Below are 15,542 nucleotides of genomic sequence, written 5' to 3'. Positions count from 1 at the left end.
ATGCCCTTGCCGCCAGGTCATCCCCTTGGGCCGTCAGTGCGCTCAACGTGCCCAATCACCGAAGGGCGCATCAGCCTCAACATAGCGCACCGCCGACTGCACGTCGCGCCAACCGACGTACTCCATCAACGCCTTGCTGCTCCACTTGTTGCGACTGGCCCAGGTGGCAAAACCGCGGCGCAGTGAATGCGCGGTATAACCCTCGCCAGCCACACCGCTGCGCAAAAATGCCAGACGCAAAATGCGCGAGAGACTGTTCGGGTTGACCGGCTCCTCCGCTAAGTGGCCCCAGCGATCGATGGCGCGAAACACTGGCCCGTGGTGGAGGCCACTCACCGCCAGCCATTGCTGGTAGGCATCCACTGGACAGAGCCGCTTCAGCGCCGGAAGCACCAAAGTACGACCGCGATGGTCGCGGTCGGTCTTGCTGCTGGCGAGAAAGATGTCCAACGCTTGCCCTTCGCGCACCTGGATATGCTCGACGCGCAGCCGGCACAGTTCGTCGCCCCGCAATGCACGCCAAAAGCCCATCAGGATCAACGCCTGATCCCGCGCCGCGCGCAACTTCACCGCCACCTGATCCGAGCTCAATTGCCCGACCAACCCCTCGACGCACGCTTCCAACCGCTGTAACTGCAACGCTTCGGCCTGCTTGATCGGTTGCGGGTGCAGCGCCTGAATACCACGCAAGACATCGCGCACCCTCGACGCCTTGGTCGGGTCATCGAAGCCGTACTGCTGGTGCCACTGTGCCAAAGCCGCCAGGTGCGTGCGCAAGGTGTTGCTGGACAATTGAGCACCGTACGCCGCCAGGTAGCGCACGACGCTTTCACTGGAGGCCGGCAACACCCCGCCCCACTCCACTTCAAAGTGTTCAACGGCTTGTGCATAGCGGCGCTGCGTGCTGTCGCGTCGCGCCGCTTGCAGGTACCGCTCGGCTGAATCGCTCATCCCACCTCCCGCATACCGCGATTTCGAGCCCCGGCCTCGAAAAAGGTTTGTTACGTTCAAGAATTCAGCATTCTCGAACGCCAGTCCGTCCGAATTACTGCCGTCCTTAAGGCAGGGTTACAGCTGTAATTGCATACTCCGTAAACCAGTACGAAATCGTCGGAGTCAGGCCATGGCACGCGGAGGCATTAACAAGGCCGTGGTGCAAATCGCTCGCGAAGCGCTGCTCGCCCGCGGCCAGCACCCCAGCATCGACGCCGTGCGCGTGGAGCTGGGCAACACCGGCTCGAAGAGCACCATTCAGCGCTACCTGAAGGAGCTCGGTGCCCGAGAGCAGGCGCAGCCGCCTACACCCGACGAGGAACTGCACAGCTTTGTCGCCGGTTTAAGCGCTCGCCTCACGGTGCTGGCCGAACAGGCGGTCGCCGAGGATCGCCAGCGCCTGCAGCGGGATCGTTCGGCGTATGAGCAGCAGCGGCTGCAGCACCAGGCGCAAATCGATCAACTGCAGGGCGCTTACGCTGGCCTCGATCGTGAGCTACAGGCCCTGCGTGAGCACGAGCGAACACTCCAGGAGCAACTGCGCCAAGCGGACGGCGAATGCCAACGTTTGGGCCAGCTGGAACACGACCTGGACCAGCTGTTGGTCGAACGGGCGGCGCACATTCAATCGCTGGAGGACAAGCACCGCCAAGCTCGTGAAGCGCTGAAGCACTTTCGCCAACAGCATCTGTCGCAACGAGAGCAGGAAACCCAGCGACACGACGCTCAGGTTCAGCAGTTGCAACACGAGTTGCGGGGACTACGTATCAGTCTTTCGGACAAGCAGGATGAACTTGCCCACCTATTCCAGGACAACGAAGGGCTGGTCGGTGAACTGCGCAATCAGGGCCAGCAAGATCGCCAACGTGAACGTGCACTGCAGCAGTTGTTGCAACAAAACCAGGAAGCGGAAGTCCGCGAGCAGAGCGTGCAGACACGGGTCCAGGCATTAACCGCCGAGCACGCCGGCCTGCGCGAACGGGTCAAGCGTCAGGTGCTCACGGAACGGCAGAACCGTCGCGAGCTGAGGTTCCAGCGGCAACAGATCGCGCGCTTGGAAGAGTTGCTCAGCCGCTGGGCAACGCTGCCCTCGCCCACCGGCGACAGCTAGCTTTCTTCTCCCCGGCCGCGGCTAGCTGAAGCCCTTTGCGACGGGCGTAGGCCCGGTCGCTGGCGAACCGTAAACGTCTGGCCATTCACCCACCGCAAAACGGTCACGCCGGTGGCCCTTAAGCGCCGCCTCGACCTTCCTAGCAATCCTTGACGGTAGTTCAACAGAGGGTGGCGGGCGGGCCAGCGTCGAGGACTCCTGTCGCAGCATTTCCTGGTCCGGCCGGTAAAGCTGCAACAGAGTGCACGCGTGGAGGTCCCAACCGGCGATCCAGCCGTGACCGCGCATCCATTCACCGTAGCGCTCCATGGCCTCACAGTTCAGCTCGAAGGCGGCGAAGTCTGACGGCCAATCATCAACAAATTCAAACAAACCGCGCAGGTAAATTTTATTGAGCAACTCGTACAGCGGTTCGCGGACGAAGCACATCGGTTCAGCCATACACACCAGGATCAGATAGCTCAGAAAATGTGTGCGTAACCAGCGACGGTGGGGCGCGAACTGTTTGGATTTAGAGCCCAATAGGGCAAGGACACATCCCAGGTTGTTCCAATCGGGACAGCCAAACAGGCGACGCATTAGGAAGGAGCTATGCGCCGGCAGCATATAGCCGTTTTCCAAGTGCAGTGTCTGCGCCAAATGATCGGTAGGGCGCCGCTCATCCCAGAGTGTACTCAGGGCGTTCCACAACGAGTTGGTCCAGCAAGGTCGCACTGCAGGATAAGCCATCAGCAATGCGCTCAACCACGGGTCGCGTAACTCACTGCCCGCTAGTAACCGTGCCCACTTGTTGTTAGGGGGTAAGTCCGACGCTTTCTGATGATGCTGCTGCCAAGCTCCACCACATTGGGTCAGCGCGCCCCCGTTATGCCGACATCCCCAGCAACTCAGCAGGATATGAGCAAACACTCGGTTTCTAAGGCGCCGGACTAACGAAATGCGGCCCATGGCACGACCTTCCATTGCAACTTCCAACACCTGTAGTGAAGCACTGTTTTGTCCACAGCAAATGTGTGCCGGAGTCTAACAGTTAACACACACTTATAAAAATTTGAAAAAAGCATTTTATATCAATGAGATAGCTAACTAAAAAAATAACTAAGAGGTAGACGATTTTAAAAATAAATAAGCGTTTAATAACATTAACAACTCTGAGATACCGGCTAACCTTCTGTGCGGCGCCTGGAGCGATATTATGAACACCATACTTAATCGGTATCGTTTACGAAGAGAAGCGACTGCACGTCGCGTCAGTGCAGAATCGGCTTTTAACTCGCCTCGCCTACTACCCCTACTGTCGATCTCTCCGCTCCCATCAATCACTCCACCTGAGCGCAACGAATCGCTTGAGCACCACGCCTTCGCCTATTCCTCTCAACAGGCCAGCACACCCCCCAACCTGAATTTGTTTCGCCGGGATAGTTTCGTGTTCGCGGGGGATTTTTCTCGCGATCCCAAACATCGCTTGTCCAGCTACCTGCTGGGCGCACTCGGGATGAAGGTCAGCGTCGAACCGTTGTCGACATGGGTACCCGACATCCGTGTCGACGAACCTTTGAGTGGATGTCCACAAGTCGTAATACTTTTCGATACACACACAGGCCATGTAATCGGGCTACGCATTTGCGCCAGGCATGAAGTGTACGAATGGGTATTTAGAAAGATCGGAGCTCGGGCGAATCAGCAACCATCACTACCCGATGGCCGGATGGGCCGGACACGGGACGTCATCAAGCGGTACCCACGAACCAGTCAATCGTTACCGCCCATTGATCAACCAGCAACTGTTGAGGCTTATGAGAGGAGCCGGTGGCATTCCGTCGGCCACAACCGCCGCGATAAATCTCATTGACCTCACTGGCTCTAATTGAGCAGTACAGGGTGAACAACGACTTACTGGAGGAAGCAAGCCATGGATCTTTCGCTCAACACCCGCAGTCTTCATCCAGGTTATACCCTCGGCCCAGCTAGGCCGGTGGTATGCGGAAGGCACGGCAAGCTTGTGACCTTCTTTGCCTCACAAAAAAATGATGCGCCCGTAGGCTGCGAGTCGTTGCTGGAAGCCGACTATTGTCTGTTTTTGGAATACCTGCCGTCAGTCATCAGCTACCGGGCACAACCCTTTACCGTCTATTTCCGCGACCCTGCTCTGCGCTACACCCCCGACTTCATTGCCACTCTGGATGACGGTCGGGAGGTACTCTATGAAATAAAAAGCAACAGCAGTGGCCGCGACCCAAGGTGGCAACAGCGTCGTGCGCGTCTAGAGGAGTTGCTGGGTATTAATGGATTGAGTTTCGAATACGTTGAAGAGCATCAGTTCCGTCATCCCATACTGCTGAATAATCTTCGTATTCTGCACCACTTCGGTTTCAACGGTAGCCCTTCCAGTCCCCCGTCGATCGTTCGCCTGTTGCTTCAGCAACCGGATCAGCACGCCACAATTGGAGAACTGATCCGATTGGGCGCGCGTCAGGAAGACGTTACCTTTGCGCTTTTTCATCAGTTTCTTCGCTGCAATCTCCAGTGCCCGTTGGACCTGCGCAGTAAGGTCTGGGCCGATTAAATGAACGAAACTCTGCAGATTGTTGTTGGCGAGCATTACCGTTACCACGGTACTGACTATCAAGTAATGGATATCGACGGCGAGCGCATACAACTACGATCGCTTCGAGCGAGCACCAGCCCGGTGTTTCAGACCTTTGAACGCTTAGTACGGGCCCATCAGAGTGGTGCGTTACGAAAAATTCAGGAAGCCCCTTTCCCCCCTGACGCGACGCTAGTGAGCGCCGCTGTAAGTGCCAATCACAAAGCGAAAGCAGACAGAAAAGAATTTTTCTTACTGCAGATCCGGGACGACTGTGGCGGACGCCTTCCCCGCAAGCGAGTGGAGGAGTTAGCAAAAGAAATTGCAGCGCAACGGGGTGAGCCTAATGTGCCGAGCTATGGCACCATCTACCTATGGAATAAGGCCTATCTGGCAGGCGGCGAGAACATTCTTTCATTGGTGCCTAAAACACGTCGTTCTACCCTGCACCGCCTGCACCGCCAGCCTGAGGAGGTGCAGGAACTCATCAAGTTAACTATCGACCAGCTTTATTTCACTCGCACCCCTTGCAACAAAACCGAAGTGATAGACGCCATTGATTGCGCCATCCGAACGTCCAATCAGAGCCGGAGTCCGATTCATCAGCTGCCCGTTCCTTCGAGCAGCACCTTGTACCGGATCATCGTTGAGTTGGATCGCTATGAGACGGATCTTCGTCAATTGGGGTATCACGCCGCAATCAAAAATCAAAAATGGAGCCGCAAATTCCATCAACCCTATCGTCGGTTTGAATTGGTGGAGGGTGATACTCACATCCTGGACATAGAGACGTGCGATAAAGACGGCCATCCAATAGGTCGAGCGTACCTCACCGTCCTACTGGAAGTACGCACGCGCATGATTGTTGGCTGGGACATATCCTACAACCCGCCATCCTTAGAAAAAAATATCCGGGCGTTGAGGTACTCTCTCCGCAGCGATACCCCATATGGAGGTCTTGCTAGTAACTATCGTTTTGACAACGGCGCCGATTACACTGCCGAACGATTAAGAACCATACTGAGAGGACTGGGCGCAAATGTCACTTTTTGCGAGCCGGGAAATGCAGATCAAAAACCCCACATCGAAAGTTTCTTTAAGTCATGGACTACTTCCATCGTCCATAACATGCGCGGCACGACATTTTCGAAGCCCAATCGATATGACTCTGAGGGCAACGCGATCTATACGTTAGAAGACCTAAAAGAGCGCTTTGAAGACTGGCGTGACACCTTCTATCACGCTAACTTTCATAGCGGAATCGGAATGGCACCTATAGAGTTATGGGAGCACGACGAAACCGATCGCCACGAATTCGCCTTAAAAAAATACAGCGAAGATGACTTAAACAGGCACTTCTTGAGCGTTGCCTATGTTACTCCGAATAATGGCCGATTGCGGCATAGAGGACTCGCCTGGACTGGACCGGGGGTGAGTTTTCTCGCCGGCAGGCGACCCGGTAAAAAGAAACCGCTTCGGCTATATTACGACATTAGCGAACTGGGACACGCGTGGGTTTGCGACCCGCAACAACCTGGGCACGTGTACCCGGTCGACGCAGTCGATCCCGTTTACCAAATCGGCCTAACCATGCACTTACATGAACTCGTCAAAACGCGACTGGGTAGCAAAAAAAAATCAATCAACTACCGGGCTGCCCGCGAAGCACGTGTACGTATTCTCCATGAACTCGCTATTGCCAACACCAAAGGCCGTAGAAAAAATCGAGAAATTGCTGACGAACATGGCGATTTCAAAGCGCTTGCTGAGTCAGATTCTGCTCAAACTGCTTGCGACCCATTAGCGAATCCTGAGGATATCGAGCAATTTCATATACATCCCGAAACCCCTGATAATTATCAAGTGGTGGTGGCCAAAAATGAATACGACCCTCCGAAATAATATACTCAAAGAATTCAGCCAACAAACGATTTTCTTCCCTAATTTTCGCTTTGCCTACTCACAGCTTCAAAAATCCGTCGAGACAACGAGCTTACGCGAAACCCCCAGTTGTGCATTTTTAATCGGTCGCTCTGGCTCTGGAAAATCCAGGCTGTGCGAGTTATTCCGCGATTCCTTTGGACCGGTCAGCGAAGCATTAGAAGATGATGGAATACATAAGATTATTCCAGCACTATATTGCCTCGTCCCGGCGCCAGTTACAATCAAAGGCTTCTGTTTGACACTACTCAAACAACTTGGGCAATATTCGCCTCATAGCAATGTTCACGAGCTAAACAACTTGCTGATCCCACGCTTAAAAACATGTAAAGTTCGCGTACTGATATTTGATGAAATTCAACGCCTACTGAGGCCAGATGCCGAAAAAACACGCGACGGCACGTTAGATTGGCTGGTCGCACTGTTGACCCTCAGCCATATCCCAATCATATTATCGGGCACTGAAAAGTGCAGTGATTTGTTCAATGACGCGCCGTTTGCGCGCCGGTTTTGCTACGTGGCCAACCTGGAATATTTTAAGTACAATGACTCTAACACCTCTGACTTTCATCTGACCCTGCAAGGTTTAGACAAAGAACTGTACCGACTGGCCAACTTCTCTGGCGAGGAACACCTGCATGATGTATCAATCAAGCTCCCCCTCTATGTGGCGAGCACGGGCAATCTAGAATATGTGCGACAAATTATCTATGAGGCAGTAAGCATTTGCCTTGGTCGTGAGACTTCCACCCCCACTCTCAGGCGAGCTGACTTCGTCGACGCCTGCCGAAGTTTGCTGCTGCCCCTCAATCTTGCCAAAAGCGCCAACCCGTTTACCGTCCCTCTAAGCAAGAGCCTGTCATTAATCGAGAAATATGAAGATGAAAAAGCTTATCTTCGTTCCCACCCCGTTCCCCGAAGAAAGCCCACATAGCCTGATAAAACGTGCCGCGCAATGCCACGGCTTTTCGACTACGGGAAAACTTAACGGCCTATGCATTGGCCCGCAAACTTTTCGATCAACATCGCTCACACAGAACTCAGATTTTGCAAAACTATTTGTTGCTGAGGCAGGTATTAATGGGCCAAGAGTCCTGAATGGTTTCTATGCAATGATCGAAGGACCCAAGCAACGACGACGTTTTGTTATTGGGGGCATAGAAATTCCGATCACATATATACGTCTGCGCAGCGGCGCATATTGTGATGGTTGCTTCAATGAAGGCTGGGAGCGCCAAATTCGGGATCTGAAATTTTCAGAGTTTTGTCCTTATCATCAGAAAAAATACCTTACTCATTGTCCGGACTGCCACATGCCAGTCGAATGGTGGCATGCACTCGATGGAAAATGCAGGCATTGTGTTAAACCATTGAAGTGTCAGTCCTGTTCGCTTGAGGAATGTCGACTAGAACGCATGCTGGTCGAGCTGATGCGTAGCCGCAGCCAACTCGATTTCGATCAATTACTTGCCATCACTCGCCAGCTAGGCTACATACCCGAAAGACCAACGGTACCAGATGCGACTCGGCGAATGATATTCATTGGGGCATTTTCCATCATGACCGATGATTCCCGGGCAATTCTGGAGCACCTATTTAAATTACAGAGCCTGCACCCTGATGTGGAGAAGTTCTGGATTGCAGCGCGTTTTGTCCTGGTCACCACTCCTGCCGCACGAGAAGCATCAAGAATATTTTTGGAAACAAAATACCAACCTTTGCCTAACTTAACCTATTACCATGCTCCGTTCCTGCTGACCTTACGCCAGCTCCGCTCTGTTTTGTAGTGGTCTAATGAAACCGGACACCCATTTAGGCGAGAATGCTCGCCAGATCGAGGTGTCAGATGACCAAACAACGCCGTTCCTTTTCTGTTGAATTCAAACGCGAGGCTGCCGACCTCGTGCTCAACCAAAACTACAGCTACATCGAAGCCAGCCGTTCACTCGGCATTGGTGAGTCGGCACTGCGTCGCTGGGTTGACCAGGTTCAGAAAGAGCGCCAAGGCGTCACCCCTCAGAGCAAGGCGCTGACGCCGGAACAACAAAAGATTCAGGAGCTGGAAGCCCGGATCGCTCGACTTGAGCGAGAAAAATCCATACTAAAAAAGGCTACCGCGCTCTTGATGTCGGAAGATCACGAGCGTACGCGCTGATCAATCAGTTGAGCGTCCATGAGCCAGTCGATTGGCTGTGCAAGGTGTTTGAAGTCACTCGTTCGTGCTACTACGCCCAGCGCCTTAGGCGCCGCACGCCTGATGTTGAACGGCTTCGGTTGCGCAGCCGGGTGAGCGAGTTGTTCACGCAAAGTCGCAGTGCTGCGGGCAGCCGCAGCATCCTGTCGCTGATGCGTGAAGACGGTGAGCAGCTCGGTCGATTCAAAGTACGCAGCTTGATGCGCGAGCTTGATTTAATCAGTAAACAACCCGGCTCCCATGCCTACAAACGAGCGACAGTAGAAAGACTCGATATCCCGAATACCTTGAACCGTGAGTTTGATGTGCCAGCCCCGAATCAAGTCTGGTGCGGCGACATCACCTACATTTGGGCCCAGGGGAAATGGCATTACTTGGCGGTCGTGCTGGATCTTTGCACGCGCCGGGTGGTGGGCTGGGCGTTGTCGGAAAAGCCGGACGCTGAACTGGTGATCAAGGCCCTGGATATGGCCTACGAGCAGCGTGGCAGGCCTTCGGGTCTGCTGTTTCACTCCGATCAGGGGTCGCAATACGCAAGCCGGCTATTTCGTCAGCGATTGTGGCGTTATCGCATGCGCCAGAGCATGAGTCGCCGAGGAAATTGCTGGGACAACGCGCCAATGGAGCGCGTGTTCCGCAGCTTGAAAACGGAATGGATACCGACCACGGGCTACAGAACGGCTCAAGAAGCCCAGCGCGATATCAGCCACTTCTTGATGCATCGGTACAACTGGGTTCGACCCCATCAATTCAACGGTGGGCTGGCGCCAGCTCGGGCCGAAGAAAAACTCAACGTCGTGTCCGGGATTAGTTGACCACTACAGTTTTGAATACTACCACTGCAGAAATGGGCGAAATCAAGAAGCATACGCCGTTTGCGCGAAGATCAATATATTCTTGCTTTACTGTAGACGACGCAGCTATTCTCGCAAAAAAAGCTAAAGATTTTTTATTAACGGACGGCGGGCGCTTACCTATCCCCAAAAAAGAAATGTTTAGCAGGGCAAAAGTTAGTCAGATTTTAGGCATATCAGTTGAAGCCATAAAATCATATATCGAATACAACCTACTCAAGCCATACCTAGGCTATAAACATACCCCATTCTTTTTTCCTTCAGACATAGAGAAGTTTTCTATTCGTTACGAGCCATTTCAGAGCCTTGTAAAAATAACTGGCATGTCATCACGCAAGCTATACGCAACACTTGTGTCAATGGACATTAAAATAATACCCGATCGAAATCTTAAAAAAACCCATTGACTTATCGAAAAAACTGATGTGGATCGCCTCAATGATGCAAAAATAAAAAAAAGCAAAAAAACGTACCAGCGAAAATATTTGCCCTCCGTCAACTTTTCAAAAAAGCCACGGACTGATTACATTACGTTACGCGAAGCAGCAAAGGAACTGCAAATGGACGTAGACAATGTAGTTTCCGCCATACGAATAAATATACTGAAGGGGGGTTCTCTCGGAAAAAAAATGCTACTCCTGATCCCTAAAACTGAAATACAAAAATTCAAAAATAAATTTATGACTGCTACACAAGCAGCCAAAATTATAAAAGTCTCCTGCCCCCAAGCATTTGATTTATTCTTTGGTCTAGGAGTGCGCGCGCTCATTGGACCAATGGTAGATGGCACTCGCAATTACATCTATAAAGCAGCAGACATCATGCGAGTAGCAAAACTAGCAAAAGCGGAGGACCCGAGTGAACACTTCAATTACTGCAGTAAAACTTTCGCCGCAAATCGGCTCCACATCTCAACTGAAACTTTATCACAGCTAATGGCAACTGGCTCCGTAAAGTACATACAAGGAAGGGTGGGCGCCTATTTCAGGCCTAGCTGGCTGAATAATTTCGAAGAGCGCTTCATCATGCCAAAGGAACTCTTGAAACTAGCAGGCTTGCCATCAAATATGGCTCATCAAATGATCGATGCGCTCAAGGGTATAGGAATAACACCCATAAAACTAAAGACAACTGGTCAACAGTTAAATCTGTACAACCGTGCAACCATACGTGATTCGCACGATAAGTTCTTTAGACAAATGGCCTACCTGAATACATCTAGAGAATACAGAACCGATAAAAATCATTCGAGTAAACCCCCACCAAAAGGATACAGCCCGTTAAAAGACCTCATCAACACCTACGGCATTTCAAGCAATGACCTAACAAATCTATTTATAAAATTTGGCTTTATCAGCACCATAATCAACAATCGAACAAAATACATATCTACTAGCGACAAAAAAAAATGTGAATTTATTCTGGATAACTACTGCACCTGCGCAATGGCTAGCAAAAGCACGCCAGGCGGATACTGCAAAATTAATAACCTACTGCGCTCTGGCATACTCGAAAATGAAAGACCTATCCCAGACAACTATACCCAAACCAAATTAATAAGCAGATCAAAACTGAAAATATATCTAGACTCCCTGCCACCCTCCCCCCCCAACAAACAATAGAATCATAACTAAAACCTTCTACCCCTCGCTTTCCAGCCACAACATTAATAAAAAACTCAACAATACAAGCTACCTTTTCCACATTTACCTCCAGTGAAAATCCAGAAATCATGCTGCTAATGTAGCCCCCCTACGCCCTGAGGTTCAGCCAAGTCGGACTACGCCTGGAAAAAACTCAACAATACTATTTTTTTTGAAACCTCGCTTAAGCATTCTTGAAAAAAACGCCTAAAAAGCGACGCTCTAGTATAAATTTTATTGAAATTGACCGGGAAGAACTCAGCGAACTGGTAAGCGCCATTAAAGCGGTACTGTCTGGTTACAACTATTTTCCCAGTGAAGCCCTGAACCCTGCTCGCGGTGACGAAGCGCGGTGCGCCGAACTTGAACTGTTCAAATCAGTCAATGACCGAGAGCTCATGGTCATGCAACTTTTTGCACAAGGTCGAAATAACAAGGAAATTGCCAAAGGCATGTTCCTGAGCAACAAGACCGTCAGTACCTATAAAAAACGACTGATGCAGAAACTCAAGGCCAAATCACTGGTTGAACTCATCGAGATGGCAAAACGTAATGCATTAGTGTGAGACACAGGATGCCGAGCCGCTTGAAGGACTACCTGCTGATCATGACCACAGGCTTGTGCCTGTGCACCTCGTTGCACGCAGCGCAAACCCCTGAACAATTCACTTTGCTCAGTCGTTCAGCGCCCCTGCACCTGGAAGTCGAGCTGGATCAATCACAACGACATTGGGCCCGGGGAAAAGAGCAACTGATCCTGGGTACTTCAGCGCCAGACTATCCCCCCTTCGACCTGACCAGCAGCGGTCATGACTACGAAGGTTTTACCGCCGATTACGCGGGCATTCTTGGCGAGGTCCTTGGCCTGCCCATCAAAGTTCAGCGCTTCAGCTCCCGGGGAGCTGCGATCGAAGCGCTCGAAAATGGTGAGGTAGACCTGTTGGGCAGCGCCAACGGATTCGAGGCGAGCAATGACCACATCGCGCTTTCGAGGCCCTATGCGGTCGATCAACCGGTCCTGGTAACACGTGAAGGCGAAACCCGGCCGCTCAATGATGGGCTTTCCGGGTTGCGGCTCAGCATGCTGTACCACTACTTGCCCCTGGAAGAGGTGAAGGCCCTGTATCCGAAGGCAATCATCACGTCCTACCCCTCCTACCAGAACGCGATCAATGCCGTTGCTTTCGGCCAGGCCGATGTTTTTCTCGGTGACACCCTTTCAACCCATTACATGATCAACAAGGGCTATCTGAACAACATTCGCATGGCCAGTTTCGGCAAGCACGAAGCCCATGGTTTCAGCTTTGCCGTGCACAAGACCAATCCACAACTGCTCGACATCATCAACACGACGCTCGCGGCCATCCCCGCCAGCGAACGGGAAAACATCGCCAAACGCTGGAGCGCCGGGAGCGATATCCTGCTCACCGATCAAAAACTGCAGCTCAGTCACAGTGAGGAGCGCTGGCTGGCGCAACACCCGGTGGTCCGGGTGGTCGTCAATGAGGCCTATGCGCCGCTGACGTTTTTCGACAGTGCTGGCAACTTTCGCGGGATTGCCGCGGACCTGCTTGAGTTGATCAGGTTGCGTACCGGCCTGCGCTTCGACATTCAGCGCAGCCGCAGCGACGCAGACATGATCGAGCGAATCAAAACCGATCAGGCTGACCTGATCGCCGCGCTGCTCCCCAGCGCGCGACGGGATACCTTGCTCAACTTTACCCGCCCGTACCTGCAGAACTCCTTCGTTCTGTTGACACGCAAGGCGCACGACAGTCCGACAAACCTTGCACAACTTCAGGGCAAGAGCCTGGCCATTGCCCGTGGGAACCCCTTGATCGACTATCTGCGCAGCGAATTCCCGCAGATCCGGCTGATCAAGACCGCGGACACCTTCAGCGCCGTGGAAATGCTTGCCGAAGGCCGGGTGGAAGGCGCGGTGAACTCTCTGGTGATCGCCAACTACTTCATCGCCTCGCAACTGTTCGAAACCGATCTGCAGATCAGCACCACCATCGGCACCCGGCAGGCGGCGTTCTCCCTGGCAACCGGGCGCGACGCCAAGGAACTCAATGACATCCTCAACAAGGCACTGTTGAGCATCGCCCCGCAGGAGCTGGGCGTCATCAACAGTCGTTGGCGCGGCTATTCGGCCTCCTCGCAAAGCACCTGGCGCAATTATCAACGGGTGTTCTATCAGATCGTCATCGGTGCAGGATTGCTGTTGTTGATCTCCGTGACCTGGAACGCCTACATGCGGCGCCAGATCAATCAACGCCGGGCGGCCGAGCGCGCGTTGAATGATCAATTGGAGTTCATGGGTTCATTGGTCAACGGCACGCCCCACCCGATTTACGTGCGTGATCGCCAAGGACTGCTGCAAAGTTGCAACGACAGCTACCTGCAAGCCTTCAACGCAAAACGCGAAGACGTGATCGGTAAAAGCGTGATCCAGGGCAGCCTGGGCAACGCCTTCGAAGCTCTGGAGTACCAGGCCGATTACCAGCGTGTCGTGACCGAGGGCACGCCCATGATCCTTGACCGTGCGATGCACATTGGCGGTCGCCGGTTGACGATCTATCACTGGATTCTTCCCTATCGCGACTCAAGCGGCGAGGTGCAAGGGATCATTGGTGGCTGGATCGACATCAGCGAACGGCGGCAATTGTTCGATGAGCTGCGTTGCGCCAAAGAGCGTGCCGACGAAGCCAACCGGGCCAAGACCACGTTCCTGGCAACCATGAGCCATGAAATTCGCACCCCGATGAATGCCGTCATCGGCATGCTCGAACTGACGCTCAAGCGCATCGAACTCCACCACCCGGATCGTCCAGCCATCGATGTGGCCTACCACTCGGCGAAGGACCTGCTGGAACTGATCGGGGACATCCTCGATATTGCCCGCATCGAGTCCGGGCACCTGAGCCTGAACCCGGAACGGGTCAATCCAGAAGAAATCGTGACCTCGGTGGCGCGTATCTTCGATGGCCTGGCCAGGCAGAAGGGGCTGGAACTGCAACTGGAACTCAACCCGGCCAACCCGACGATCGACGTGTTGCTCGATCCCTTGCGCTTCAAGCAGGTGTTGTCGAACCTGGTGAGCAATGCCATCAAGTTCACCCAGCACGGCCAGGTCAGGATCATTGTCGCCCTGCACGAGACCTGCGAACCCGACCAGGTTCAAATGCTGCTGCTGGTCGAAGACAGTGGCCAGGGGATCAGCCATGAGGATCAACAACGCCTGTTCGAACCTTTCGCCCAGGCCGGTAATGCCGGGCAGTCGGCCAGGGGCGGTGCAGGGCTTGGCCTGGTGATCAGTCGCAGCCTGTGCGAAATGATGAACGGCAACCTGCAGTTGAGCAGCAAGCCGGGCGTCGGTACCCGGGTAAGGATTTCCTTGCCATTATCCACACTGCCTCGCGAATCCAGGGAACAAGCAGCTGAGTCCCCCATCCACTGCGCCACGGCCCCATTGAATGTGCTGGTGGTCGACGACCACGCGGCCAATCGCTTGCTGATGTGCCAGCAGCTGGAATTCCTGGGCCATCGATACAGCGTCGCGGCCGATGGCCAGGCGGGCCTGGACGCGTGGAAATCCGGCGCATTCGACCTGGTGATCGCCGATTGCAACATGCCGGTCATGAACGGCTACGAACTGGCCCAAGCCATTCGTCAACATGAGCAGCACACGCAACAGCCGCGCTGCACCCTCCTGGGCTTTACCGCCAACGCTCAGCCGGAGGAGATTCAACGTTGCAAACAGGCCGGGATGGACGACTGCCTGTTCAAGCCACTGTCCCTGGCCGCCTTGAGTCAATGGGTCAAGGGAATCCAGCCTTCGGTCGTCGCACCGGCCTTCAGCCTGCAAGGTTTGCATGTGTTGACCGGAGGCAACCCGACGATGAACCTGCGTCTGCTGACCGAACTGTTGAACAGCAACCGCCTGGATCGACTGAGCCTGCAGGCGCTGTCCGGCACGCAGGACCCACAGGCATTTCTCGACATTGCCCATAGAATCAAAGGCGCTGCCCGAATCGTCCAGGCCACCCGGTTGATCGACAGCTGCGAGGCGCTCGAAGCCATCTGCCATGCCGGCTTATCCAGCGAGAAAGTGAGCGAATGCTGCAGCGCCGTGGAGCACGCACTGCTCGAACTGGAGCAGGCATTACTGCAACAAATCGAGCAAAACGACCGCTGTACACTGAGCGAGCCTTAACTA

General features: G+C 53.5%; 11 protein-coding genes and 1 pseudogene. 10 read left to right on the top strand and 2 right to left on the bottom strand.

Annotation, left to right across the window (positions count from 1 at the left end):
- Positions 1-42: 42 nt before the first annotated feature.
- Complete coding sequence (locus PMI35_RS17590) at positions 43-951, bottom strand: site-specific integrase (protein WP_008059144.1); 909 nt, start codon at positions 949-951, stop codon at positions 43-45.
- A gap of 172 nt (positions 952-1,123) precedes the next feature.
- On the opposite strand from PMI35_RS17590, the gene PMI35_RS17595 reads away from it, so the two are divergent.
- On the top strand, positions 1,124-2,104 hold the full coding sequence (locus PMI35_RS17595; RefSeq protein ID WP_008059143.1) for a DNA-binding protein: 981 nt from the start codon (positions 1,124-1,126) through the stop codon (positions 2,102-2,104).
- Between the two features lie 21 nt (positions 2,105-2,125).
- Here the strand turns inward: PMI35_RS17595 and PMI35_RS17600 are convergent, their stop codons facing one another.
- Complete coding sequence (locus PMI35_RS17600) at positions 2,126-2,794, bottom strand: hypothetical protein (RefSeq protein WP_157295658.1); 669 nt, start codon at positions 2,792-2,794, stop codon at positions 2,126-2,128.
- Between the two features lie 1,222 nt (positions 2,795-4,016).
- Here PMI35_RS17600 and PMI35_RS17605 point away from each other — a divergent pair.
- The 9 genes and pseudogenes from PMI35_RS17605 (at position 4,017) to PMI35_RS17630 (ending at position 15,539) form a co-directional block, all read left to right on the top strand.
- Positions 4,017-4,670, top strand: coding sequence for a TnsA endonuclease N-terminal domain-containing protein (locus PMI35_RS17605; RefSeq protein WP_008059140.1), 654 nt, complete (start codon positions 4,017-4,019; stop codon positions 4,668-4,670).
- Positions 4,671-6,593, top strand: a complete 1,923-nt coding sequence (locus PMI35_RS17610; protein WP_008059139.1) for a DDE-type integrase/transposase/recombinase — start codon at positions 4,671-4,673, stop codon at positions 6,591-6,593.
- Positions 6,571-7,566: a TniB family NTP-binding protein gene (locus PMI35_RS0132600; RefSeq protein ID WP_032831574.1), complete on the top strand. Its 996-nt coding sequence runs from the start codon at positions 6,571-6,573 to the stop codon at positions 7,564-7,566. The genes PMI35_RS17610 and PMI35_RS0132600 overlap by 23 nt, the downstream gene beginning before the upstream one ends.
- Positions 7,514-8,419, top strand: a complete 906-nt coding sequence (locus tag PMI35_RS33870; RefSeq protein ID WP_008059137.1) for a TniQ family protein — start codon at positions 7,514-7,516, stop codon at positions 8,417-8,419. Before PMI35_RS0132600 ends, PMI35_RS33870 begins: the two co-directional genes overlap by 53 nt.
- A gap of 59 nt (positions 8,420-8,478) precedes the next feature.
- A protein-coding gene (locus tag PMI35_RS0132590; protein WP_157295655.1) for an IS3 family transposase occupies positions 8,479-9,641 on the top strand; the annotation gives its coding sequence in 2 pieces (ribosomal slippage) (positions 8,479-8,734 and positions 8,734-9,641; 1,164 coding nt in all).
- Positions 9,638-10,087: a hypothetical protein gene (locus PMI35_RS34625; protein ID WP_157295652.1), complete on the top strand. Its 450-nt coding sequence runs from the start codon at positions 9,638-9,640 to the stop codon at positions 10,085-10,087. The genes PMI35_RS0132590 and PMI35_RS34625 overlap by 4 nt, the downstream gene beginning before the upstream one ends.
- 18 nt (positions 10,088-10,105) lie before the next feature.
- A complete protein-coding gene (locus PMI35_RS17620) occupies positions 10,106-11,302 on the top strand; it encodes a hypothetical protein (protein WP_157295649.1) in 1,197 nt (398 codons plus the stop codon).
- Positions 11,303-11,571: 269 nt separating this feature from the next.
- Positions 11,572-11,889, top strand: a pseudogene (locus PMI35_RS17625) (LuxR C-terminal-related transcriptional regulator); the annotation flags it as partial.
- 8 nt (positions 11,890-11,897) lie between these two features.
- A complete protein-coding gene (locus PMI35_RS17630) occupies positions 11,898-15,539 on the top strand; it encodes a transporter substrate-binding domain-containing protein (RefSeq protein WP_008059128.1) in 3,642 nt (1,213 codons plus the stop codon).
- Positions 15,540-15,542 lie beyond the last annotated feature (3 nt).

The sequence above is a fragment of the Pseudomonas sp. GM78 genome (assembly GCF_000282475.1).
Taxonomy (GTDB): Bacteria; Pseudomonadota; Gammaproteobacteria; order Pseudomonadales; family Pseudomonadaceae; genus Aquipseudomonas.
The sequence above is the reverse complement of the archived record's forward strand: the minus strand, read 5'-3'. Positions and strand labels throughout refer to the sequence as shown.